Source organism: Ruminococcus sp. 8Y-12 (assembly GCF_058119865.1).
In genome coordinates, this window is sequence record NZ_CM176623.1 from 3,582,064 (window position 1) to 3,606,008 (window position 23,945).

22 protein-coding genes are annotated in these 23,945 nt (G+C 43.9%); 9 read left to right on the forward strand and 13 right to left on the reverse strand.

Going from position 1 to position 23,945, the window contains the following annotated elements:
- Nucleotides 1–14: 14 nt before the first annotated feature.
- On the forward strand, nt 15–2,216 hold the full coding sequence (locus AC0THY_RS14135; RefSeq protein WP_489991242.1) for a leucine-rich repeat domain-containing protein: 2,202 nt from the start codon (nt 15–17) through the stop codon (nt 2,214–2,216).
- A 150-nt stretch (nt 2,217–2,366) separates the two neighbouring features.
- The gene (locus tag AC0THY_RS14140) at nt 2,367–2,858 is read left to right on the forward strand and encodes a COG2426 family protein (RefSeq protein ID WP_489991243.1); all 492 of its coding nucleotides are present in this window, start codon (nt 2,367–2,369) and stop codon (nt 2,856–2,858) included.
- Nucleotides 2,859–2,873: 15 nt separating this feature from the next.
- Here AC0THY_RS14140 and AC0THY_RS14145 read toward each other — a convergent pair whose 3' ends face one another.
- Together AC0THY_RS14145 and AC0THY_RS14150 are read right to left on the reverse strand one after the other, a co-directional pair.
- Nucleotides 2,874–4,169 carry a sensor histidine kinase gene (locus AC0THY_RS14145; protein ID WP_489991244.1) on the reverse strand — a complete coding sequence of 432 codons (1,296 nt, stop codon included), beginning with the start codon at nt 4,167–4,169 and terminating at the stop codon, nt 2,874–2,876.
- A 13-nt stretch (nt 4,170–4,182) separates the two neighbouring features.
- A complete protein-coding gene (locus AC0THY_RS14150) occupies nt 4,183–4,851 on the reverse strand; it encodes a response regulator transcription factor (RefSeq protein ID WP_489991245.1) in 669 nt (222 codons plus the stop codon).
- A 263-nt stretch (nt 4,852–5,114) separates the two neighbouring features.
- Between AC0THY_RS14150 and AC0THY_RS14155 the strand changes: the two genes are divergently transcribed.
- Entirely contained in the window at nt 5,115–7,298 is a 2,184-nt protein-coding gene (locus AC0THY_RS14155; RefSeq protein ID WP_489991246.1) for a hypothetical protein, read from the forward strand.
- A gap of 72 nt (nt 7,299–7,370) precedes the next feature.
- On the opposite strand, the gene lexA is transcribed toward AC0THY_RS14155, so the two are convergent.
- On the reverse strand, nt 7,371–7,988 hold the full coding sequence (gene lexA / locus AC0THY_RS14160) for a transcriptional repressor LexA (protein WP_489991247.1): 618 nt from the start codon (nt 7,986–7,988) through the stop codon (nt 7,371–7,373).
- A gap of 273 nt (nt 7,989–8,261) precedes the next feature.
- On the opposite strand from lexA, the gene AC0THY_RS14165 reads away from it, so the two are divergent.
- A complete protein-coding gene (locus AC0THY_RS14165) occupies nt 8,262–8,621 on the forward strand; it encodes a hypothetical protein (protein WP_489991248.1) in 360 nt (119 codons plus the stop codon).
- 66 nt (nt 8,622–8,687) lie between these two features.
- Nucleotides 8,688–8,918: a hypothetical protein gene (locus tag AC0THY_RS14170; protein WP_489991249.1), complete on the forward strand. Its 231-nt coding sequence runs from the start codon at nt 8,688–8,690 to the stop codon at nt 8,916–8,918.
- 62 nt (nt 8,919–8,980) lie between these two features.
- On the opposite strand, the gene AC0THY_RS14175 is transcribed toward AC0THY_RS14170, so the two are convergent.
- The 5 genes from AC0THY_RS14175 to AC0THY_RS14195 all read right to left on the reverse strand — a co-directional run bounded on the left by AC0THY_RS14175 (nt 8,981) and on the right by AC0THY_RS14195 (nt 13,762).
- Nucleotides 8,981–9,964: an alpha/beta hydrolase gene (locus AC0THY_RS14175; protein WP_489991250.1), complete on the reverse strand. Its 984-nt coding sequence runs from the start codon at nt 9,962–9,964 to the stop codon at nt 8,981–8,983.
- A gap of 76 nt (nt 9,965–10,040) precedes the next feature.
- Complete coding sequence (locus tag AC0THY_RS14180) at nt 10,041–11,021, reverse strand: C39 family peptidase (RefSeq protein WP_489991251.1); 981 nt, start codon at nt 11,019–11,021, stop codon at nt 10,041–10,043.
- Between the two features lie 259 nt (nt 11,022–11,280).
- Nucleotides 11,281–12,345, reverse strand: coding sequence for a tyrosine-type recombinase/integrase (locus AC0THY_RS14185; protein WP_489991252.1), 1,065 nt, complete (start codon nt 12,343–12,345; stop codon nt 11,281–11,283).
- A gap of 161 nt (nt 12,346–12,506) precedes the next feature.
- Entirely contained in the window at nt 12,507–13,127 is a 621-nt protein-coding gene (locus AC0THY_RS14190) for a GNAT family N-acetyltransferase (protein ID WP_489991253.1), read from the reverse strand.
- A gap of 53 nt (nt 13,128–13,180) precedes the next feature.
- Nucleotides 13,181–13,762, reverse strand: a complete 582-nt coding sequence (locus tag AC0THY_RS14195) for a hypothetical protein (RefSeq protein WP_489991254.1) — start codon at nt 13,760–13,762, stop codon at nt 13,181–13,183.
- Nucleotides 13,763–14,007: 245 nt separating this feature from the next.
- Between AC0THY_RS14195 and AC0THY_RS14200 the strand changes: the two genes are divergently transcribed.
- From AC0THY_RS14200 to AC0THY_RS14215, 4 genes are all read left to right on the forward strand, one after another.
- Nucleotides 14,008–14,694 carry a response regulator transcription factor gene (locus tag AC0THY_RS14200; protein WP_489991255.1) on the forward strand — a complete coding sequence of 229 codons (687 nt, stop codon included), beginning with the start codon at nt 14,008–14,010 and terminating at the stop codon, nt 14,692–14,694.
- Nucleotides 14,681–15,670, forward strand: coding sequence for a sensor histidine kinase (locus tag AC0THY_RS14205; protein WP_489991256.1), 990 nt, complete (start codon nt 14,681–14,683; stop codon nt 15,668–15,670). The genes AC0THY_RS14200 and AC0THY_RS14205 overlap by 14 nt, the downstream gene beginning before the upstream one ends.
- Before the next feature lie 102 nt (nt 15,671–15,772).
- Complete coding sequence (locus AC0THY_RS14210; protein ID WP_489991257.1) at nt 15,773–16,462, forward strand: ABC transporter ATP-binding protein; 690 nt, start codon at nt 15,773–15,775, stop codon at nt 16,460–16,462.
- Complete coding sequence (locus AC0THY_RS14215) at nt 16,459–19,005, forward strand: ABC transporter permease (RefSeq protein WP_489991258.1); 2,547 nt, start codon at nt 16,459–16,461, stop codon at nt 19,003–19,005. Before AC0THY_RS14210 ends, AC0THY_RS14215 begins: the two co-directional genes overlap by 4 nt.
- 83 nt (nt 19,006–19,088) lie before the next feature.
- Here AC0THY_RS14215 and AC0THY_RS14220 read toward each other — a convergent pair whose 3' ends face one another.
- From AC0THY_RS14220 to AC0THY_RS14240, 5 genes are all read right to left on the reverse strand, one after another.
- Entirely contained in the window at nt 19,089–19,892 is an 804-nt protein-coding gene (locus tag AC0THY_RS14220; protein ID WP_489991259.1) for an anti-sigma-I factor RsgI family protein, read from the reverse strand.
- Nucleotides 19,882–20,367, reverse strand: coding sequence for an RNA polymerase sigma factor (locus AC0THY_RS14225; RefSeq protein WP_489991260.1), 486 nt, complete (start codon nt 20,365–20,367; stop codon nt 19,882–19,884). The genes AC0THY_RS14220 and AC0THY_RS14225 overlap by 11 nt, the downstream gene beginning before the upstream one ends.
- A 110-nt stretch (nt 20,368–20,477) precedes the next feature.
- Nucleotides 20,478–20,834: a hypothetical protein gene (locus AC0THY_RS14230; protein ID WP_489991261.1), complete on the reverse strand. Its 357-nt coding sequence runs from the start codon at nt 20,832–20,834 to the stop codon at nt 20,478–20,480.
- An 85-nt stretch (nt 20,835–20,919) separates the two neighbouring features.
- Nucleotides 20,920–21,477 carry a methylated-DNA--[protein]-cysteine S-methyltransferase gene (locus tag AC0THY_RS14235; RefSeq protein ID WP_489991262.1) on the reverse strand — a complete coding sequence of 186 codons (558 nt, stop codon included), beginning with the start codon at nt 21,475–21,477 and terminating at the stop codon, nt 20,920–20,922.
- Nucleotides 21,478–21,562: 85 nt separating this feature from the next.
- Entirely contained in the window at nt 21,563–23,800 is a 2,238-nt protein-coding gene (locus tag AC0THY_RS14240; RefSeq protein ID WP_489991263.1) for an ATP-binding cassette domain-containing protein, read from the reverse strand.
- Nucleotides 23,801–23,945: the final 145 nt, after the last annotated feature.

Genomic DNA, 23,945 nt, shown 5'->3' on the forward strand with positions numbered 1-23,945 from the left:
GGAGGAAGAAGAGAATGAGCTATAGATATATTAAGAAATACCTTTGTCTGGCTTTGGCAGGAGTCATGCTCGCGGGATCAGCCGTCCAGGAGACAGCCCTGGCTGCATACGCACAGGAAATACAAAGTCCAAAGCTTATGGACGCAGACAATACCTTAAAAGACCCTGTTATAACCATGAACAATCTTACCCTTCAGGCTGGTAATACAGCTTACCTTACAGATAATCCCTCAGGAAAGGACATGGACTTTTATACAGGAGGTTCCACCATGTCGGATGCCTACATTGAATACAACTTTATAGATGTTGTCCAGGTAAGTTCCATATTGATGATCGGATGGTGGCCAAAGGATCAGGGTATCCGTGAGATGAGCGTTACCTATTGGGAGGCGGGTGAGTGGAAGAGCGCCCTTGAGCGCACAGAACTGCCCTGGAAGACCGTCTCAGGAAACGGAAGCAGTGCCGAGTCTCCACATGGAGAGATCCTCTCCGTGCAGTTGCCCAAGTCTGTGGAAACCACAAAGTTAAGAATCCAGATTCATTCTACATACTATGCGTGGGGTAAGATGAATATGAGACTCTTAGCGCCTCAGGGTAGGGTGATTCGGAATATTCGAGGACTGTACAATGAGATTGAGAAAGCCAAAAGCTACTTAGATTCCGTGTTGCTCGGCGGTAATCCCGGAGAGTATCCGCAGGCTGCCGCGGATACTTTGAGTCAAAGGATTGCAGAAATTTCGCCCAAAGCAGAAGACCCCGATATCAGCGAAGAAGATCTAAGTGCTCTGATCCAGGAAATGCAGGAGGCGATACGGTTATTTGAACAGAGTCAAAATCCAGTAACTGCAGCCACTGGATTGCCAAGTGTAACGCTAGAAAACTTATCAACTGCAGAGGGGAGTCCAAGCCTTCTGACAGACCGCCAGCTTAATACAGGCCTGAAGCTTACACACACGGATGAATCCTTGAATGGTGAAATCCTCTTTGATTTCGGCAGCCGGAGTATTCATATGGAGAGTCTGACACTGATCAGCGATGAACCAAAGCACGCTCCGCAGGCTCTTGAAGTCCAGGCCTTTCTTGACGGGACTTGGGAGACCGTCGCGCAGGAGGAATTGATCTGGAAAGATACTATACCAAATTTTGAGGGTAAAGAGATTTCCTTGGCCCAAATTGTTACAGCACAGAAATTCCGGGTGCTAATCCAAAATAACATGGAATCGGATTTTTGTAAAATCAATGAGATTACACTCAATGGTAATACCGCCGTTCAGACAGATCAGCTGCAGTCTCTGATCCAAAAGGGTGAGGATCTTTTAAGCGCAAACGCAGAGTTGCGTAATATATTGACAGACCAGCTTTCCTTTAAGCTGAACCGGGCAAAAAACAGTGAATACATCGCCCTGGTATCCCAGGAGGAAATAGAACAATTGTACAGTGACCTAAATGAAACCATAACTCTTCTGGAGTCCAGCTTAAAACCAGAGCCAAATGCCTCCGCCCTGGATGAGGCGGTTGCAAAAGCGCAGAAATTAAACAGCGGAGACTATACACAGGAATCTTTTGCGAGAGTCACACGGGCTTTAGAAAAGGCCTTAAAGGCCGACCGCCTGGATCAGACGGCAATGGATTTGGCAGTAAAGGAATTGAACGAGGCCATCGCAGCATTGCAGAAAAAACAAGATCCGCCCATAAAGGATATCCCAGTGGTAGAATCTAAGCTGCCGGCAGTAAATAGTATTTATAAGGACAAAAACTTTGTTTACAAGGTTAAGAAAAATTTTGAGACAGCTATAGTAAGACCGATCAAAAAGACGAGGACCACAGTTACCATCCCAAAGACAGTCAACATCAATGGGTATACCCTGAAGGTCACAGGCATTCAAAATAATGCATTTAAAAACAACACAAAGTTAAAGACCATAAACTGTGGCAGCAATGTAAAGAGCATAGGGTCCTGTGCATTTATGGGATGTAAAAACCTGAAAAAGGTCGTTATTGGAGCAAAGGTGACCACTATTGGAGCAAAGGCCTTCTATAAAGACAAAAAACTCAAGACATTGACCATAAAGACAACAAAGCTGAAAAAAGCAGGGAAGAGCGCCTTTAAAGGTATATCTCCCAGAGCTTCCATCAAAGTGCCGAAAAAGAACATTCAAAAATACCGGAGACTTCTAAAGAAATCCGGCCTGAGTAAAACAGTAAAGATAAAGTAAGGCGCACCTATGGGATAAATACACCGACTTTTGAATAGTTACAACAAATCTTAATTTTATCTGAAATCAGTTTAAAAACATTTATTTTCATTTACAATCTAAGCAGAAGCCATTATAATAAGTACGAGTTTCTCTAAAAAAGGCATGTAAATGGAGGAAAATAATTTGTTTAGCAAATATTTATACGTATTCTTGATCTCTATGGTACCGCTGATTGAACTGCGCGGGGCAATTCCGTACTCACAGCTGTTTGGACTCCCTCTTGTGCAGTCCTATGTGATCGCTGTGATTGGAAATATGCTGCCTGTCCCCATTATTTTTCTGTTTGCCAGAAAGGTATTGGAGTGGGGGTCTGACAAGCCTGTAATTGGTAAGTTCTTTACCTTCTGCTTGGAAAAGGGGCATAAAGGCGGGCAAAAGCTGAAAGAAAAGGCAGGAAGAGGGCTGCCAATTGCCCTGCTTTTATTTGTGGGAATTCCGCTTCCCGGAACCGGAGCGTGGACAGGAACGCTGGCGGCCAGTCTGTTGGATATGGATTTCAAGTCCAGTGTGATCGCCGTAATGCTGGGGGTTTTGCTGGCAGGCCTTATCATGGGGGCTGCAAGTGCAGGGCTGTTGGGAGCCATTGGAGCACTATTCTAGGAAAACTCCTTTTCCTTAATCGCCGCCACGCCTATGAAGTGGGAGCTTCAAAGTAAAGGTGCAGCCTCCTCCCTCCGTATCCCTCAGGAGAATCTGACCTCCCAGCAGAAGAGTATACTTTTTAGCTATGCTCAGGCCAAGTCCAAAGTGTTCTTTGTCTGTTCTGGATTTGTCGCCCCTGTAAAACTTTTGGAAAATTTGTTGTTTATCCTCAGCCAAAATTCCAGGACCATGATCTATTACTTGAAAGTATACCGAATTTTTGTTTATCTGTTCTTTTAACAGGATATCCCTGCCCGGCGGAGAAAAGGCTATGGCATTGTCCAGAAAAATACGTAAAATCTGTGAAATATAGGAAGGGTTGCTTTTTAAGTCCGCTGTGTACTCCTGCGGAAGTTCTATGTTCAGAATTAAGCCTTTGGTATGGCATAAAGGCAGGTAAGATTCATAGAGTTCCATCAAAAGGGTCACAGGATCAAATAGCTGAAAGCTGCCAATAGGTGCTTCTAACGAGGAAGTTAAAATCAAAAGGTCTTTAACCAACTCCCGCATGCGGCTGCACTCTTTGCGGATGATCTTTCCGAAATAGTCTGCCTTTTCCGGAAAGACATCCATGGAATCTGCTGCCCCCTGGATCAGCATAATTGGAGTTCGAAGCTCATGGGAAGCTGCTGCTACAAACTCATTCTGCATCCGCTCATTTTCCCTGACAGGATACATGACGTGCCTGATAAAGGTTCTCCCTATTAAAAAAAGAGCACCCAGACATAAAAATTCCAAAATTAAAAAATAGCATAAGCGAAGTCTCAACTGAGATCGCACTCCTGTGATATCATTTAATACCAAAATGCTGATATAGCTTCCATATGGTTCTAAAACAATATACGCACCCAGATAACGGTCCCCCTGAAGCCCTTCTGTATGAAATATCCCGCTTTGATATGGGGAAGGGCTGGCAAGAGCCTCCTGTCTGTATATCGAATCTACCTTTTCTGAGACAGTAAGAAAAAGGTCTTCCCTCTGAGTGGGTGTCTCATAAGCACCCTGATACAGCAGGGGGATATTGTTCTCCTCAATCCGAATCACAAGTTTCTCCTGCATCTCCAATTCCCTGAGCCAGGAATCGGGGATATTATTGCTGCTTTGGATTCTGGACATTATGTGGGCTATATTTGCCTGAAAGACTGCCTCCTGCTGTCGAATGACCGTCTGGCTATAGAGAAACGCAGTGATTCCCAGGGCAAGGGTCAGAATGATTCCAGAAGTCAGCACATAGAGAAAGACCAGCCGCCTTTGAACATTTTGAAACATAGTGTATGCTCCTTTATTCCATATAATAACCAACACCGTGCATTGTCTTAATCGCCACATCAACCTTCAACTGTCTAAGTCTCTTCCTCAGAAAATAAATGTAGTTATCCAAGTTATTTTCATTGATATCAGAGTTTCCACCCCACACAGAATTTATAAGATAAGCTCTGGGCAGGGTTTTTCCGGCATTTTTTAAGAAGACTTCCGCCATCTTTGTTTCCGTTGAGGAGAGTGAGACCTCTGCGCTTTGCCAGGATAGTATCTGTTTTTCTGGTTCCAGCCGCAGCTCTTTGTAACTTAGGATATCCGGATCTTTGCGGGTACCCGGCCTTCTTGCTATGGCCCGGATACGAGCCATAAGTTCAGAAATATCAAAGGGCTTGGTGATATAGTCATCCGCACCTGCATCCAAGCCGCCTATTTTATCATTTAACTGTTCCAGGGCAGTGATAAAGATGGCTGGAGTATAGTTTTCCTTCTGGCGGATAAGCTTGAGAAGGGATAAGCCATCCAACTCCGGCAGCATACGGTCAAAGAGAAACAAGTCATAGTATGTATTGGAGGCATAGATCAGGGCTTCCGCACCTGAGTGACAGATGTCGGTTTCATACCCAGCCTTCTCAAAATGCATTTCCAGCATGGAACAGAGATCCTCATTATCCTCTACCAATAATATTTTCACAGCAATCCTCCTCCAGATTTAAGTTTTCATCTCAGTATAACATAGAAATCTCGAAAGATTCTTTAAATAAATTTGGAAATTTCGTAAATGTTCAGTACCTCACATTTACATGCAAAAATCATTTTCTTTCAGTCAGCGCAGTAAATGAGCAAGACCTGTTAAATAATTACGAAATTTCTATCATGGTTTAAAAGATTCTTCGAGATTTATGTGTTATTCTGAAAAGGATCAGACGTCGGATACCAATTAAGAAAGGAGCTATTATGAAGAAAGCAACAATACTTTTGACAATTTTACTCTTAATTACAGCAACAGGATGTAGCACAAAGAGTGCAGAAGGTGATACAAGCAAGGCGGAAACCAGTACAGTGAAAAGTTATCAGGAAGAGGAGATTGCGCTGCCTTTTGAGGGGAGGGACGAAAAGATTGTCAACCTGACAAAAGATCCCTCTGGAAATATCCTGATCTATACAGTGGATACTGCTTCCAAAAAGGGGATTGCCTACCAGATGCAGGAGGATAAAAGTTTTCAGAGGAAGGAGCTTCCAGTTCTGGACTCTTACCTGAAGGAGGCGTCTTCCCCGTGGACGGTATCCATAGGTGAGGATGGCGCTGTCTATTTTATCTATTATGACGCAGATTATTACCCCCATGTCCTTAGAATGAAAGAGGATGGCGTGGAAGAGTTGGCAGCGGATAATATCCAAAAATATATGGGAGGAGATTCACCGGATTACCCTTCCAGTATACTGGGACAGGCGGATGGTTCCTTTCTTCTGTCCTATATGGGGACTTTGGCTGAACAGTATGACAGCACTGGGAAGGTAATCCGCGAATATACGCTTTGCTCAGGAGATACCAATATCCGAAATGATGTCGCAGCTATAGGGAGTACCCTTATCACTCTGAATCAGGAGCAAAACGGTTTTGTCCTATACGATCTGGAGACTGGAAAAGAAAAAAACCAGATTGCAGCGTCAAAAACACAGTGGAAGCTATTGCGGGCCGGTTCGGAAAATGATTTTTATTACATGGATGAAAAGGGATTGCATCACGTTTCCGTTGACGGAAAGCTCACAGAAACTATCATCGATGCATCTGATATGCCCTCGCTGCTGGAGAATAAAAGCGCATATTCCTTTGAGATGGGAAAAGACAACAGCAGCTATGTGCTATACAAGGACGCCTCCGGCAACTGTTCAATAAAATATTATCATTACGCTTCCGTTCAAAACGCCCCGGACCAACCCCCTGCACAGTCAAAGTCAATACGCATCATCGGTCTTAGTCAGAGTAATACGATAATGAGGGCAGTCAATGAGTTTGAGAAGCAGTATCCTGATATTAAAGTGGATTTTCAGAGCTATGGCGAACAGGTGAAACAGGGCTCCTTGTCCGAGACCATCCGTATAATGAACACGGAAATCCTTTCAGGTAAGTCCGGGCCCGATTTGATTCTGCTGGATAAGCTTCCGGCTAAGTCCTATATTGAAAAGGGCGCGCTGGCTGATTTGACTGAACTGTACAGGGAATTTCAGGGAGATGACGCACTTTTGGACAGCATTGTACCTCAGGATGGGGAAAATGTTTACTCTATTCCGGTAAGGTTTAGCGTTCCCCTTCTATATGGAAGCGAACACGCTATGGAACAGGTTGGCTCTATCCGTAAGATCAATGAGTTCCTTAAAAATCCCGGGGATACCCCACTTTTTGAAAATGTGGTAAGCCAGGCGCTCGCCGAGTCTCTGCTGCTTATGCATTACAATGAAATCACTGCCAATCTGCCGGATGAACAGGCAATCAAAGAGTACATGGATGCAGTGGCTGGATTGGGAGAGTATGTCAATGCAACCGCCGAGGACGCGGAAATGTCGGAGGGATATGAAGAAATGTATCTGCTCTCCCTGGGTACTGCCTCCTGCCTGGGCAGGGATTTAGCAGCAGTAAGAGAGGTCAAGACCATTTGGGATTTGGCAGAACCAGCAGCTTTTGCAGAGCAGTATGACCAGAAGTACAGCCTCATAGACGGACTCTATATTCCCTATGACTCCATTGGAATCAATGCAATGTCCGAAAATCAGGAGGCTGCAAAAGATTTCCTAAGAATCCTTTTTTCTTATAATATGCAGAATATAGATATGGGAGAGGGATTTCCGGTCAATAAAAAAGCCTTTGAAGCAATTCATGCGGTTGAGGCAGAGGAGGAGCTTTTCTTCAGTTGGGAAGAAAATGGAGAGAGGGTATCAATTACATGTGAGAATCCCGGCGAATCGCAGGTAGAAGCATTCAAGGAAATGGTCAAGGGTATCCATAAACCACTTCAGATTGATCAAACGGTAAAGGAGACACTCTTGGAAAGCGTAAAAAGGGTTTACAGAGGTGAGGCAGCCAGTGAAGAGGCTGCAAAAGACGCTTACCAGAAACTGAAACTATATTTATCAGAATAGCAACACTCATACACAAAGCGGAGAGGCCCGGTAACCATTGGGAACTCTCCGCTTTAACACTTACAATAAAAGTTATGACAGAAAACGGAACACGCCTATCACCTTACCCAGCACTTCCATCTCCTCAACGATAATGGGTTCCATGGTATCATTTTCCGGCTGCAGCCGAAAATGCCCATTTTCTCTATAATACGTCTTGACCGTAGCGGAGTCATCGATCAGAGCCACAATAATGTCCCCGTTTTCTGCAGTTTTCTGCATCTTCACCAAAATCTGGTCTCCTTCAAAAATTCCGGCTTTTATCATACTATCGCCTTTGACTGTAAGCATGAAGGTCTGCTCATTGGGCATATACTCTGCAGGAACAGGGAAATAACTCTCCACATTTTGAATAGCAAGTATGGGTTCACCGGCTGCCACGCGGCCCACTACAGGGACATTCACTAATTCCCGTCTGGTCAGGTTAAAATTGTCATCCAGAATCTCAATAGCCCTGGGCTTAGAGGGGTCTCTGCGGATATAACCGTTTTTCTCCAACGTCTCCAGGTGTGAGTGGACAGAAGAGGTTGACTTCAGATTCACTGCCTCACAGATATCCCTCACAGCAGGAGGAAATCCTCTGTTTATTATTTCATTTTTGATGTACTCTAATATCTCTTCCTGTTTCTTTGAAATCTTACCGTATGCCATATGTACCTCCTGTTTATATCAAACCTCCACCCGAAATCTCCAAATCAGGACATCTGATCTAAAATGGCCGCAGCGGAAGAGGGCTGAATTTTCTGAAAAAATATGTTTTATTAATGATACCATAGACTGGGAAAAAATGCAAACAAATGTTTAGAAACTTTGTTCGAATTTACGTATTGACAAACAAACGTTCGCATACTATAATTTTCTTATAACAAACAGATGTTCTGAACTTATGTTTGTATCATTTTCATTACGGAGGGATAAAAGATTATGAGAGTACACCAAGCTGAAAAGAGAAGAAAAGGAATGGACACTGTCCAGAACAGACACAACAGAATCACATTTATAGCAAAAGCATGCATCTGCATTTTTGCAGCCCTTGTAGTATTTGGAGGACTTGTTGTAAAAGCTTCAACCCCGCAGATGCAGGAGATCTACAAATATTATACGGACATAAAAGTAGACAATGGCATGACTCTGACGGATATTGCAGAGGACTATATGACAGAGGGATATGGGACACCAGAGGAATACATCAATGAAGTGCGTCAGATTAACTCTATCTGTGAAGACGAGATATACTATGGGCAAAAGCTGATGATACCTTATTATTCTGCTGAATTAAAATAGATGTATGCAAAGCTTATATATGATATAATTCCTAAGGAGTAGAATCCTAAAGGAGGTATATAAAAATTGAGACAAGAAAAATTTAAAATGGAGCGTCCCGGACTTGTGGATCCCGGACAAAAGGTAGAAATCACAGAGATCCAGACAAATATGAATTTCAGTTATATCATAGAGCCTGCTGTAGCTATGTCGGGATGTTTTAAGGGCAGCAATCGGATCAAAGCCAGGGAAGGTACAATCATCAGTATTGAGAACACCCCCAGAGGATACATCGTAACAGCGGAGTTTGAGGAATAAAAATAAAAACCCCCTTTTTACATTTTAACTGTAAAGAGGGGGTAGTCATTGTCTCAATACATCTATTCGCGAAACACCTGTTTTTCCAAAAACCCAAACACTTTTTCAAAGTACAGGTCCGGGGCCAATGTGTAAGCCTGCCCGTGTCCAGCTCCTTCCACAACCAGTATATCTTTTTCGCACTGAGCCGCGTTAAATAACTCATAGACCATATCTGTATGAACAAAGTTGTCCTGGCTTCCGTGGATAAATAAAATGGGAACCTGGCTTTTTTTCACTTGTTCAAGGGCTGATGCCTTTTTTAGGTCATATCCAGCCCGTACCTTGGCTGCCATATTGCTCATATGCAGAGCCGGAAATGCCGGCAGATGATAAAGAGCATCCAGCTCATCGGCAAAGATATCCCACACAGAGGTATATCCACAGTCCTCTACAACAGCTTTCACCTGGCCGGGCAGATCTTCTTCCCCTGCAGTCATCATAACAGTGGCTCCTCCCATTGAGATACCGTGCAGTACAATTTCCGCTTCCGGGTCTTCTTCGAGTATGTAATTTGTCCAAAGGAGGACATCTTTTCGATCCAGCCATCCCATGCCGATATAGGTCCCCTCGCTTTCACCGTGGGAACGCATATCCGGGGTCACAACCTGGTAACCTTGATCTCCGTAAAAGCTGCCAACCTTTTGCATATTGGTTCGATTTCCTGTATAACCATGAATCAAAATGACCCATTTATGGCTCTCCTCCTTCTGTAAAAACTGGTCAGCCATTAGTTTTAGACCATCTTGAGACTGAATGGAAACAGTCTCTTTCTCAACTATGGAGAGCCACCTATCCAACTGCTGATCCATGGCTTTTGCATTCTGATTGACTACAGCTTCCACTTCATCGGAAGTCACTGACTCCGGAGCCACATTCGGCGCGCCAGATGCCTTTCTCACTAAAGCAAAGTTCACAAAATAGTTTCCAACAATTACTGTAGCAGCTCCTACAATTACTACCAGAACCAAGAGACTGATGAGAAGTCCTTTTTTCCTTTTCTTCATGCTTATTAATTTCCTTCCTATTTCCATTTTCTACGAAGGAATTATAGCACATAATTATTTGATTTTCAAAATTATTTCATTCTGTCAAACTCATTTCCCACAGATTTTTTATTTGAGGTGCCAAATCTGAAAAACTCCATAATGTTTGGCTGTTTATTATACTGTTTGGATCATTTAATTTGATCTTTCCGTTTTGAACACCTGTGAGAACAATAAAGTGACCGGAGGTAGTGAAATCTCCCGGGCGCATGCTGCAGATAATAGGTATTCCCTGCTTTAGCTTCTCTGTCACCAAAGTCTCTTCCAAAGATACCGGCTGTCCCTTAACCCCAAACTCCATTCCGCCGTCTGTTATAAAGGCCCAGGCTGTATTTCCCTCGGCAGTCACAAAATCGTGTTCCTGACTGTACTCTGCCATTGTATAAGGAGTAACGGAGCGATTGCCCGTAAGTCCCGCGATTACCATTGCCATACAGGTAGGGCCGCATCCGCTGACAGCCACAATATTATTCCCGTAATCCCCGTACCCCCAGCGTTCATCCCATTGAAGAAGCAGGGGAATGTCACCTGTCTCAAAATCTTCCTCCAGGTAATCTGTATATACACGGTTCTTTTTATTCGGGTAATCCAGGACAAAATCGATAGTTTCAATATTTCTCTCCAGCATCTCTAAGAGTTCCTCGGGATACAGATACTTCTTTTCTGAAATTTCCTGCAGCTTTTCCTCTGTGGTTTTTGGCTTTTCTGTTTGTGTCTCTGTTACCTGCTCGGATTCCTCTGTCATTGTCTCATCTGTTTCTGTTCCAGTGGTTACCACTTCTGTCTGTGAGGGCTCCGGCTCTTCGGACCGGAGCGTCTGATCTTCCGATCCATCGGACATATGCCCGGCTTTCACTGTATAGGAAGTGCCATCAGAGTTTTTCCAGCTCTGGGCCTGTTTCATCACAAAAGGCAGTAACAAAAATATTCCCAAAAGCAGTATGATGCTTAGCGTGATCATCTGGCGCTTTTCACGGCCTTTACTTTGTTTCTTAATGTTTTTTGATTCCCGATTCATCCTCTGTTCTCCATCTTCTGTATTACATTAACTATGGTGTCAGTCTTTCGGTGTTAAATACCTGATTCATTCAGGACTATCTTTTCCAAAAATCTGTAGAATTTACTATAGTTCTTCTTTCAAAATAGTATAACATATTTTATATATGTGACATAGTAAAATTCTATAAATTCAATTTTTTTAAGTGCAGAGGATATGCTGACTGTATTCAAGATCATGAAGAGTATTAAATATATGGACAAACCGGTATCTTCTTTATTTATTCCTTACTTTCACGCAAGGAAACTGCAGAAGCAGCCTGGCGCCTTCTGGCGTCACCCGTTTTCGCATAATGCTTTTTTGTGGTATTGACATCTGAATGACCGAGTACATCTGCCACTAGGTAAATATCCCCGGTTTCTTGATACAGTGCAGTGCCATAGGTGCTTCTCAGCTTGTGGGGGGTGATATTTTTGTGTGGAATGGAAGCTTTTGAGTATTTTTTCACTACATTTTCAACGGCATCTGTGCTGATCCTGCGTTTCTGCATAGAGAGAAATAAGGCATTTTCATGTCCTGGCAGCGGAACAATCGCTTCGCGGATTTCCAAATAGTTCAGTAAAGCAGTTTCAACCTCTGAACCAAAGTAAACCATCATTTCATTACCGCCTTTCCGAATGATCCGAATTCCGTCGTTTTTGAAATCCACATCGTTTATATCCAGACCAACACACTCTGACACCCTGATGCCGGTTCCGAGTAGGAGAGTGACAACCGCAAGATCACGTATAATGGTCTTTTGGTAATAAGCTTTTCTATGGGAACTTATATTGGCGCCACATTCTTCCATATAATCTAACATAATGGCTACCTCATCGGGGTCAAGCTGGATAATTTCTTTTTCGTGCAGCTTTGGTGTGTCCACAAGGGCTGTGGGATCTTGGTTAATCATACCATGCCTATGCAGATAGGTAAAAAGACTGCGCAGTGAAGACAATTTTCTCGAAATCCCTGGCAGATCGTTCGTAACTGTATTTCCGGTCACTGGATGTTGATAACATTTTAAAAACTCCAGATATTCCTCAATATCAGAAGGAGCAAGTTTATCCAAGTAATTAAGAGGAATTTCCCTTATTTTCTTATCCTTGAATTCAGGATTTGCAGTTGTTAAGAACCAAAAAAATGTTTTAAAATCATACGCATAAGAAATCTGAGTCCTGGCTGTCTGTGTAGTTTCCCGGCCACGGCAATAATCTGTCACATATGGTGGAAGCTCTGCAAGATAGGTGCGCAGCTTTATAATATTATTTATTTTTTCCTGTTCATGAAAACTTTTTTCTGCCATAGTTAAAACCTACTTTCTATATGTACCTATAGGTGTATTTTAGCAGATATATAGAGAAAAGTCCACAACTATCGAAAAAAGTATCGTTTGTCCGATAGTTCACAATTAGACACATATCTCTTTCAGCCACTCCCTCTTTCCGTTTCACAAAAATCGGAATGTCAGATTTCCTTTTTATCTTTGTCAACTTCTAGCTTCATCACAATTTGACTGCCAAAACCTCCAAGTATTACCAATGGGTTTCTCTTGATGTGAGTTTGTACAAACCCTAAATGCTCATACAGCCTTTTTGCCGTTGTGTTTTTTGACAGCACATCAAGGGATAAACTTTCATAGGAAAGTTTATCAGAAGCATATTTTATGAGCCGCGTTGCAATGCCTTTTCCTCTATAGTTATCATCAGTGGTTATGTAATCAATATATCCTTCGTTTATCCCATGAACGGTTATTTCGTGCAGCATTCCGCCCATTTGCATATATATTATAGCCCCCTTGAAATTGCCGAATAAACGCTTGCAGGTTTCTTTGCTCAAAGCCAAACAGCGTTTATGGCTATTGCCTAATCCGAGAAAGCCAACTACTCTCTCTTCATATAAGCAAACAAAAACCATATCATAATCAAAGGCATCTATAAACAACTCTTTCAATAAAGTTTTATCCTTTGAAACGGCTTTAGCATAGATGTAATAGAAACCGTCTATAAATATTGCAACAGCCTGTTCGACTTGCGAGGGATTCAACTCAGAGAGCTTTTTAATTTTGTATTCTGTTTTATTTTCCATATTGACCTCCATATTACAAATATGTGTATTTAACCCTATGCCATTGCCCCTTCTTACAATAATTTCTGTTTGAAATCTTCAAACCATTGAATTTCAAACTTGATTTTACCAATTGACAAATTGAGCATTGCCAATTGGTAAAAAGCAATTTCTTGTACATCTGTAACGCTTTGTATTTCAGTAGCACCTTTCTCTTTAAGTATTGATAGGTAATCTTCATCAAATTGGGGTTGGATTTCGGCAGCCGCCTTTATCTGTTCAAGGCGAATAAGTTCTTTCTGCAATTCAGAGACATAAGCTGCAACAAGTTCCAACCGCTTACTCTTTGAGGCAAAACCCATAAAGAAAAATTTACTCAACTCCATGTTCTTTTCTTTGTAAAGCATAGGCTCTGATATAGAGGAGAGGAAATGTTCCTTGCCCTCGTGCGTAATTTCATATACTTTTTTATTTACGCTGTTTTCAACATACTCACTGAAGCAGATCATATCTTTACTCAGTAATTTTTTTACCGCCGCCTGCATACTTCCTATACTGCTGCTACTGATATTGCCAAAGTTTTTTTCGATAATCTTCTTCATCTCGTAGATTGTGCAATTTTGAATCATGAGAAGTCCTAATATGATAATGTCCATGTTAACCTCCATTCATTTGATCTATTAGCAATATATCTAATAGTATGCATTAGAAAAACTAGATTGTCAAGCCTATTCAGAACAGAGTATAAACATTTAGCATTTGTGGGCGGGCAATGGACTATCTTAATTATAGGTAATCATTGACATACCCCAAGCGTTGCGCTACCATGATTGTATGGCAAAATAACGCCGAAGAAAAAAGCAGCCTCTGCGGTTAAACTTAGGGAAGGATAGTGAATAGAATGAAACGGATATTTTTGGTTGAGGATGATAAAACAATTGCTAAGAACCTTGTACTTCTGCTCCGCTCAGAGGGGTTTGCCGTCACTCACGCTCCCACCCAGGGGGAGGCTATTGCGATGCTCTCAGACAATAAATTTGACCTTGCGTTGGTAGATATTTCCCTGCCTGACGGAAACGGGTTCGCCGTCTGTACAGAAATCAAGCAGTCGCAGCACATACCTGTAATCTTTCTCACTGCTTCCGGAGATGAAGCGAGTGTAGTTACCGGGCTGAATATGGGTGCCGATGATTATATTATTAAACCGTTTCGTCCGCGGGAATTGATTGCTCGGATCGGGACGGCCCTGAGAAAATTCGGACACTCTCCGTCCACCTTTGAAATATGCGGACTCCATGTGGACACATCCAGCGGTGTTGTCCGGAAAAATGGCAGAGAAGTTTTTCTTTCCGCTCTGGAATACCGTTTGCTGCTGGTGTTTATAAACAATCCCAAAAATATAATCACAAGGGAGCGGCTGCTGGACGAATTGTGGGATGCTGCTGGCGAATTTGTCAATAATAATACTTTAACGGTCTATATCAAACGGCTGCGCGAAAAGATTGAGGATATCCCTGCAGATCCTCAGATCATTCTTACGGTACATGGCACAGGGTATCGGTTGGGAGACAGTCATGTTTCGGAATAAGGAAATTAGGCAGTTTGCCGTTTGGTTTGTTGTGATCACTGTACTCTCTGCCGCTGCCGGCTTTTCCCTGCATCCGGCAGCCGGAGTACTGGCCCTATGCTCAGCCGGGGTCTATGGAACGGCTTTCTGGATATTTACAAAGGCCAGATACAAAAGTATTGCACAGATTTCAGATCAAATTGACCTTGTGCTTCATAATGCGGATCGTCTGTATATCAGTGAATCCGATGAAGGGGAGCTCTCCATTTTGCAGACCGAAATAACGAAAATGACTGTGCGTATCCGTGAGCAGAACGATGCGCTGAAAAGGGAAAAACAACATCTGGCGGACTCCCTTGCAGATATAGCCCATCAGCTACGCACTCCTCTCACATCTGCAAATCTGATTCTTTCTCTGTTAAAGAATGAGGCTGCGGAAAACAAGCGGAAGGCATTGCTCCGGGAGGCAGAGGAACTGTTTGTACAGATGGATTGGCTGCTTAATTCTCTGCTCAAGCTGTCCCGCCTGGATGCCGGTATTGTGGTTTTTCAAAGTGAACAGATCAGAGTAAACAATCTGATTCGCGCTGCACTCCGCCCGCTTCTGATCCCCATGGAGCTTCACAACATTACTCTGGAGTCGGATGTGCCGGAAGGCATGACCATTCAGGGAGACTTTAGCTGGCTTTCTGAGGCTATTCAGAACATTCTCAAAAATTGTATGCAGAGCACAGGCGATAACGGAACAATCAGGATTGTCTGTGAAGATACCCTTCTGTTTGGAACGATAACCATCCATGACAGCGGAACTGGTTTTCAAAAAGAGGATTTACCCCATCTGTTTGAACGGTTTTACCGTGGAAAAAATGAGGATGCTTCAGGATATGGTATCGGACTGTCTCTCTGTAAAATGATAATAACCCGGCACGGGGGAACCATCTCCGCAAAGAATCACTCAAAAGGCGGGGCTGTTTTCTGCCTTCATTTTCCAAAGTGACAGATCTCTCATCGAAAAGTGACGGATCTCTCACTAAAAAGTCACAGAGATGTAAGTTGAAAGTTCTATTATATGGGTAAAGATAAAAAGGAGGCTCACATAATGGAGTTTTTAAGAATTGAAGATGTATGTAAGGTCTACGGAAAAGGCGAAAATCAGGTCACTGCATTAGACCATGTTTCCCTCACTATTGATAAAGGCGAGTTTACCGCTATCATCGGCTCCTCTGGTTCCGGTAAATCCACACTTCTTCACACCATCGCCGGTGTGGATCCCCCCAGTAGCGGTAAAATATTCCTGGATGGACAGGATGTATATGCCGGAAGTAATGAAGATCTCGCCATTTTCCGTCGGCGGCAGGTCGGTTTGATTTATCAGTTTCACAACCTCATCCCCACTCTGAATGTGGTGGAAAATATTACTCTCCCCATACTGATGGACAGACGCAAGGTTAACCAGGAGCGTCTGGATGATCTTTTGGAACTGCTGGAGCTGACAGAGCGGAGAACCCATCTGCCTAACCAGCTTTCCGGCGGACAGCAGCAGCGCGTTGCCATTGGCCGCGCTTTGATGAACTCGCCGCAAGTGTGTCTGGCTGATGAACCTACCGGCAGTCTGGACAGCAGAAATGGACAGGAAATTATCTATCTCTTGAAAGAAAGCCATAAAATATTCAACCAGACATTGATTATTGTCACCCACGATGAGAATATCGCTCTGCAGGCTGACCGTATTGTCACCATCGCAGATGGAAAAGTAGTTCGTGATGAGAGGCAGGTGGCAAGACATTGAATATTTTTCATAAAGTTGCCCTGCAAGGGCTGAAAAAAAACCGCACACGGACACTTGTTACCGTAATCGGAGTCGCTCTGTCCGCTGCCCTGATAACAGTCGTCGCAACCTTTGCTGTATCTGTGCAAAATTATATGTTAAAAGGAGCAATTGTAAAAAGCGGGGACTGGCATGTTGCTTTTTTAGATGTTGACTCCTCGTTTGTTCAAAAACAGGCTGATGACAGCGGAGTGAAACATGTTGCAACTTTTGAAAATATTGGCTACGCAGCGCTTGAGGATGGGAAAAATCCTGATAAACCATATCTGTTCATTGCCGGTTTCAATGGAGAAACCTTCGATACTCTGCCGGTGAATCTTCTCTCCGGCAGATTGCCAGAGAACAGTGGTGAGATACTTATTCCGGCACATCTTGCTGCAAACGGAGGTGTTCAGATCCTGGTTAATGATACCCTCACCCTTGAGGTGGGAGCCCGCCGTGCCGGAAACGAAACGCTCAGTCAACACGACTCCTTCCGGGATGGAGAAGAAATACTTATCCCCTCAGCAAAGAAGACCTATACCGTCGTGGGTATTTACCAGAGGCCTACGTTTGAGGAATATTCTGCACCGGGTTATACTCTGATTACAAAAGAGGAAGTTGCAAGTACATCGAACAGCTTATGCACCTTTGTCACATTGGAAAAGCCAGGCAGAGTCCGTTTTTACGCCGGAGGTGCGGCCGAAGGCCACACTTATGTCCTGAATGATGATGTACTACGGTTTATGGGGCTTTCGGATGATACCTTATTTAATACCCTTCTCTATTCGGTGGGCTGCATATCGATTGCCCTGGTTATGCTGGGATCGGTGTTTTTAATCTATAATTCTTTCAATATCTCTTTAAATGAGCGTACACACCAGTTTGGCATTCTCATGTCAATTGGAGCAACGAAAAAACAACTGAGAAACTCTGTGTTGTTTGAGGGAATGATAATCGGCATAATTGGTGTTCCACTGGGCATTTTGATTGGGATACCCAGTGTACAGTTTGTCATTTCCCTTGTGGCTAAATACTTTGGAAACGTGCTGTACGACAGTGTACCTTTGACCCTGCATATTTCTATTCCTGCAATCGCTGCAGCGGCAGTCATAAGCATAATTACGATTTTGATTTCAGCCTATATCCCCGCCAAAAAGGCCGCCGGCACTCCTGTCATGGAATGTATACGTCAGACAAATGAGATCAAAGTGGAGGCTAAGGCTGTAAAAACATCGAAATTTGCAGAGCATTTTTATGGCTTGGAGGGAACGCTGGCTTTAAAAAACTTTAAGAGAAACCGACGGCGTTATCGCAGCGTTATCCTGTCACTCACGCTTAGTGTCGTACTGTTTGTATCAATAAGTACTTTTGGAACAGCTCTGAATCAGACTGCAGAGCAGTCCGCAGTAGAAATGGACGGCGATATCAGTTTTTATACAAAGGGTATGGATGAAAAGGAATTTTTTCATCTCAATGACAAGCTGAAAACGGCAGACGGGGTTTACAAGAGTACCTATCAGGCAGTGACCGCCTACTCCTGCAAGGTGGACACAGAGGAGCTTACAGATGATTTTTTAAACAGCAGCCAAAAGGACAATGGTTTAGACGTGACTGGCGAATCACTAAACCTGAAAATGAACGTTCAGTTTATTGAGGATGATCTCTTTAAAGACTATATCAAAAGCCTTGGATTGTCCCAGGAAACCTATTGGGGGGAAAACGCAAAAATGATCATAGTAGGTAAAAAAATGGTTGATTCTGCGATTATTGATATGTTTAAAAATCCCACCATGGATTTTACGATTCTCTCTGAAGATGGGGAACAAATGAAAACGATCTCCACTACTTTTTCAGATACCTATCCTTTGGACCCAATTCCGAAAGATCCATCAGATACTACGGACTATGTTTTTATGGTTGTTGCCCCCTACCAGGCCAAACCTCAGTTTGACACATTAGGGTCACCGGAAAGGTTTGGGCTGACTTTCTGGTCAGAAAATCCTGCCCAGTCCACATCACAAATGCAGACAATGATTGATGCCGCGGCCATTACCTCTGACTACAATCTGTACAATCTCCATGCGATTCTGGATGAAAACAGGAATCTCTCCTTTATTGTAAATCTGTTCACGGCTGTCTTTATCGTCATGATCACTCTGATTGCAGTTGCAAATGTGTTCAACACGATCTCCACTAATATAAGGCTTAGGAGACAGGAACTCGCCATGCTCCGCTCTGTGGGGATGTCTGACCGCTCCTTTAACAGAATGATGCGCTTTGAGTGTGCGCTCTATGGCATACGGACATTGCTGCTAGGGCTGCCCATCGCATGTGTTCTCTCCTGGCTGATTTATGAAGGGATGTTCCTGGGCGGAGCCAGCATAGGTTATATCTTCCCGTGGAGCAGTATTGCAATTAGTATACTCGGAGTGTTCCTTGTAATATTTATTACAATGCTGTATGCTACAAATAAGATCAAGAAGGAAAATATTATTGATGCCCTCAGAAATGACTTGACTTGACATTTTACATCAGTGCGGCTTTGAGAAATCAAAGCCGCCTTTTACTGCTCATAACACTGCTTTCATTCCCGGGCCACATAGGTTTACTCATGCTCCCCTTCCCGATGATGTTTTCCTCCATGATCTGACATGCTGCCGCTATGTGTATCCGTCTTCTCTGTTATTTCTTGCTCTTTATCTCCCACATACTCATTATCCTGCCCATGCTCCCCACCGTGCTCATGTTCACTGATTAATCCGTGAATCTCAGCCATACTCATATCCTTGCACTCATCAACCGTAACACTTCCATCATACTGGCTTAGCTGCAGATAAGCATAATATTTTCCCAGTGAAAGCCCATGGTCATGGGCCTGGGGAACAACTTCGATATCTGCACTTACACTTTCACTTTTGTGCTCAATATGACCAGAGCACCTCTCCACTCCCGCTTTCAACTCACTTTCACGTCTGCTGTCAGCTGCCACTGTAAAAACAAGCTCGGATTCATCCGTCAGATAGTCACGCATGTCGTTACTTTCCACAATCATATCAATGGCATTCGTATATTTTTGACCTTTTAGCGGCAGGTCATTTAGTATCTTGGCGCCTTCCGTATTGAATGCCGTCACAGACACTACCCTGTCTATTCGATTCAGCGCAAGTTCAATGGATGGGTTCACATCTATACTCACATAAGAAACCGGCGTTTGAATCCATGAATAGACGCCGATTCCCACTGCCAGAACCAATGCCATGCAGACCGTGGCAAGGGCACCTCGAAACCCAGGGCGAAGAATCCAGTGTTGTTTTTTTCTGTATTTCTTCAAAATAGATTGCTTGGCAGCTTCAACCATCTGGGGATCTGCCTTAATGCTGTCAAATGCATCATGTATTTTATTCGCCAATCTCTTCACCTCCCAGCTCTTTCTTTAGAATTCCACGCCCTCTGGACAGGAGAGAATAAACGGTATTTTCCTTTTTGCCCAGGATCTCTCCTATTTCAGCGGCAGTATATCCCTCATAATAATGCAGATAAATAGCATCTTTGTATTTACTTGGAAGTGACAGCACTGTTTCCAGAACCTCCCTGTGATCCTCCGGCGCTTCCATCACCATCTCACTTATTGTATCCAGAGGAATTGTATTGCGCCGGAAAAAACTTTTCAGGTAGTCTTTGCAGCCATTGATAGCCACACGGAGCAGCCACGCTTTTTCATGCTCACTATTGCGGAACGGTTCATCGTGCATCATATATTTCAAAAAAACATTCTGGAATACATCTTCTGTATCGGACTGGTTCTTTAGATGATAAAAACAAATACGCCGCACCATGTCCGCGTATTTTTCCACGGAATGAATGACCTCTGTCTCGCTGCGCATATATGCATCACCTCCCGATTTCATTATACCCCTCAGATCCAGCCGTGTCATTTTATTTCGGAAAAAGGCTGCTACAGTCTGTGCAGCAGCCTTTACAGCCTTCGATGGGTTTACTCGTGATGATTCTCGTGAATATGATTTTCCAAATGGTGGGATTTGTAGCCACCGTGACCATTTCGATTTGAACTGTTGTGCGAACTTTCATGTACATACGCATTATTACAATTATCACATACATTGTCATGATCTGCATCCGTATGATACCTGCAGTAATCATCGTGATTCTCATCTGTATAAGTATATGAGCTATCTTTAGCGTTCACAGCCATAGTTGTACAGACCGGTCGTGAGGCATTACCCGCTGCAGCCTCCTTTGTTTCTCCCCCAAAGGAGTTTGATGCAAACACTGCTGTCCCCATTGCAATCGACAATACACTTACTGCTCCCAACATTAACATCTTTTTCATTCTTTTATTACCTCCTGGCTATTGTTGTTTTTTGTACCTCACTTATAATACGATTGCTCCGGGGAAATCCTTGCATTAATTTAAATTATTTCAGACCACTTGTGTTTGTACCGTACCTTTTTTTAGGGACAAACAAATTTGACATATCTGCCCCCTCAAGCTCCAACAATTTTATCTTTTTATCGATTCCTCCAGCATACCCGGTCAGGCTGCCGTTTTTGCCCACAACACGGTGACAGGGGATTAGGATGGAAATGGGATTGTGGCCCACAGCTCCCCCTACCGCCTGGCAGGACATTCTCTCCCTGCCCATCTTCTCTGCCATCTTTCCTGCAATTTCACTGTATGTAATTACCTGTCCATAGGGGATCTCACAGAGAATTTTCCACACCTCCTGCCTGAATGCTCCGCCTTGAGGATGCAGCGGAAGTTTGGAAATGTCCGGCCTTTCCCCTGCAAAATAGCGGTTTAACCACTCTTTAGCACTCTGCAGCACCGGAAGTTCATCTTCTCCTTCGAATTTATCAGAAATAGCTCCGCCAAAATATTTCTGTCCTTCTATCCAAAGTCCCACAAGACTCTTTCCATCAGCAGCGATGGTCAGCACTCCCAGCGGCGAATCATATTTTGTAGAATAGTACATCCGTTCCTCCTTTCATCCTATTATTTATATTATACACGCCAATCTTGTTATAAACAATGAAAATCTAGTTTATCGAAACGATGTGCTAGTAAGCAGACCGCAGGCTGTCCGCTGTCAGTGTTTTCGCATTCATCAGCATATCCAAAGGCGTTCCCGTAAACACCACTTCACCCCCGTTTTTGCCGCCATCAGGCCCAATATCAATGATCCAGTCTGCCTGTTTCATCACGTCAAGATTATGCTCTATCACCACAAGTGTGTTTCCGCGGGATACGATCATATCGAACAGTTTTAATAAGTTTTCGATATCGGACATATGAAGGCCAGTGGTTGGCTCGTCCATCACGATAATACTACCCTTCTTCCCCAGATTTTTAGCCAGCTTGATTCTCTGACGTTCTCCGCCGGAGAGCGTACTGAGGGGCTGTCCCAGGGTCAGGTAAGATATCCCCACCTGCTGCATCACCTTCAGCCGTTTTTTAATCTTGGCGTCCTCGAATACCTCCATGGCCTGAGAGGCAGTCAGACCCAGCAGTTCCACAATATTTTTGCCTTTATAAGTGCATGCAAGCGCTTCTTTGTTATACCGAACCCCTCCGCAGGCTTCACACTCTGTGACAATCGGGTCCATGAAAGCAAGCTCCGTCACAATGACACCCTTGCCTTTGCACTCTGGGCAGGCCCCTGTGGAATTGAAGCTGAACAGACCTTCCGGTTTTTGGCTTTCCTGTGCCAGCAGCTTACGAATCTCATCAAAAAATCCCAGGTACGAAGCCGGAGTGGAGCGGTTGGTGGCTGTAATAGGCCCCTGGTCAATCATCACGATGTCACGAGCGTACTGTTTGGCAAACACCTGTGAAATCAGGGTACTCTTGCCTGACCCGGCTACTCCGGTTACAACTGTCATGATCCCCAGCGGGATATCCACATCCACATTTTTTAGATTATGCAGACTAGCTCCCCTAACAGGAAGACTGCTCATAGCGATGCGTGGCTTCTGCTTCACCGGAAGTGACTGAAGCATAGCTTTCCCGGTGAGGGTATCGGACTTTAGCAGCTTTGCATAGCTTCCGGTGAAAACAATCTCACCGCCCTTTTGTCCTGCCAGTGGTCCCACATCAATCACATGGTCCGCTATGGAAATGACGTCTTTGTCGTGCTCCACCACAAGGACAGTATTTCCCTTGTCTCGCAGCTGCCTTAGCAGGTTGTTCATGCGGTATACGTCGCGCGGATGCATACCTGCACTGGGTTCATCAAAGATATAGGTCATTCCCGTCAGACTGCTGCCCATATACCGGACCAGCTTTAGCCGCTGTGCCTCCCCACCGGACAGGGACGGCGTATCCCGGTTCAAATGCAGATAAGGCAAGCCAATCTCAATCATTCTGTCTAGCCCCTCCAGGAGTGTCTGCACCAGCACTCCTACGGTTGGATCTGATACCTGCGAAAGGACTTCACGGAGTTGGGTAAGCTCCATCCCACACATGTCCGCAATAGAATACCCATCAATTTTGCAGCGCAGAACCTCCCTGTTTAACCGTTTGCCGTGGCATTCCGTACATTCTATCTCGGAAATCAGATTTTTTGATTTTTCCTGGGTATGCCTGCTTTTTTCGCTGATATCCCGGTTTAAGAGGGTTTTTGTATATTTATGGCAGATTCCGGTTACTTTAGGATTTTCCGGTTCCCCTCTGCCATCCCGAGAGCCGTACAGAAGGAGATTATATTCCTCTTTGGAATAGTCCCTGACAGGCTTGTCAAGGTCAAAGAGTCCGGACTCGGCGTACTGTTTCCAATACCAGGAGCCGGGACGAAATAGGGAGTCCTTCACACAGCCCTCTCTCCATGATTTTTGTGGGTCTATCATGGCTTCCACCTCTACCTTTGTAATCTTTCCAAGGCCGGAACAGGTCTTGCACATACCGCTAGGGTCATTAAAAGAAAAACAGGACGCTGTACCAACAAAGGGCTTTCCGATTCTGGAAAACAGAAGCCGCAGGCTGGAATACAATCCGCTGATGGTACCTACCGTTGAGCGGGCATTTCCGCTGAGCGGAGACTGGTCCACCACAACGGATGCAGTTAGGTTGTCAATCCGTTCCACCGCCGGCTTAGGATATTTGGGCAGCCTGGACCGCACAAATGCGGGATATGTGGCATTCATCTGTCGCTGTGATTCAGCGGCGATGGTATCAAAGACAATACTGGATTTACCGGAACCCGACACTCCAGTAAAAACCGTAATTTTCTCCTTAGGCACTCTGAATGTGACATGCTTTAAATTATTTTGGGTAAGGCCCTGCACAATGATATCTTTCATCTTTCTATACCTCATTTCTTATGCTTTTTAAGATCATATGTCGTTACTGTGAACAGTAACCATATGATACCAAAGAGAGAGCCTTTATTCTTGATACTTTTTGCTGGCTTTTATGATATAATGGGGATACATCAAAAGGAGGTGA

Excerpts from the sequence above, each read along its gene's own strand:
- AC0THY_RS14135 (WP_489991242.1), top strand. The coding sequence starts at position 15 with ATGAGCTATAGATATATTAAGAAATACCTTTGTCTGGCTTTGGCAGGA.
- AC0THY_RS14140 (WP_489991243.1), top strand. The coding sequence starts at position 2,367 with ATGGAGGAAAATAATTTGTTTAGCAAATATTTATACGTATTCTTGATC.
- AC0THY_RS14145 (WP_489991244.1), bottom strand. The coding sequence starts at position 4,169 with ATGTTTCAAAATGTTCAAAGGCGGCTGGTCTTTCTCTATGTGCTGACT.
- AC0THY_RS14155 (WP_489991246.1), top strand. The coding sequence starts at position 5,115 with ATGAAGAAAGCAACAATACTTTTGACAATTTTACTCTTAATTACAGCA.
- lexA (WP_489991247.1), bottom strand. The coding sequence starts at position 7,988 with ATGGCATACGGTAAGATTTCAAAGAAACAGGAAGAGATATTAGAGTAC.
- AC0THY_RS14165 (WP_489991248.1), top strand. The coding sequence starts at position 8,262 with ATGAGAGTACACCAAGCTGAAAAGAGAAGAAAAGGAATGGACACTGTC.
- AC0THY_RS14175 (WP_489991250.1), bottom strand. The coding sequence starts at position 9,964 with ATGAAGAAAAGGAAAAAAGGACTTCTCATCAGTCTCTTGGTTCTGGTA.
- AC0THY_RS14180 (WP_489991251.1), bottom strand. The coding sequence starts at position 11,021 with ATGAATCGGGAATCAAAAAACATTAAGAAACAAAGTAAAGGCCGTGAA.
- AC0THY_RS14185 (WP_489991252.1), bottom strand. The coding sequence starts at position 12,345 with ATGGCAGAAAAAAGTTTTCATGAACAGGAAAAAATAAATAATATTATA.
- AC0THY_RS14190 (WP_489991253.1), bottom strand. The coding sequence starts at position 13,127 with ATGGAAAATAAAACAGAATACAAAATTAAAAAGCTCTCTGAGTTGAAT.
- AC0THY_RS14195 (WP_489991254.1), bottom strand. The coding sequence starts at position 13,762 with ATGGACATTATCATATTAGGACTTCTCATGATTCAAAATTGCACAATC.
- AC0THY_RS14200 (WP_489991255.1), top strand. The coding sequence starts at position 14,008 with ATGAAACGGATATTTTTGGTTGAGGATGATAAAACAATTGCTAAGAAC.
- AC0THY_RS14205 (WP_489991256.1), top strand. The coding sequence starts at position 14,681 with ATGTTTCGGAATAAGGAAATTAGGCAGTTTGCCGTTTGGTTTGTTGTG.
- AC0THY_RS14210 (WP_489991257.1), top strand. The coding sequence starts at position 15,773 with ATGGAGTTTTTAAGAATTGAAGATGTATGTAAGGTCTACGGAAAAGGC.
- AC0THY_RS14225 (WP_489991260.1), bottom strand. The coding sequence starts at position 20,367 with ATGCGCAGCGAGACAGAGGTCATTCATTCCGTGGAAAAATACGCGGAC.
- AC0THY_RS14230 (WP_489991261.1), bottom strand. The coding sequence starts at position 20,834 with ATGAAAAAGATGTTAATGTTGGGAGCAGTAAGTGTATTGTCGATTGCA.
- AC0THY_RS14235 (WP_489991262.1), bottom strand. The coding sequence starts at position 21,477 with ATGTACTATTCTACAAAATATGATTCGCCGCTGGGAGTGCTGACCATC.
- AC0THY_RS14240 (WP_489991263.1), bottom strand. The coding sequence starts at position 23,800 with ATGAAAGATATCATTGTGCAGGGCCTTACCCAAAATAATTTAAAGCAT.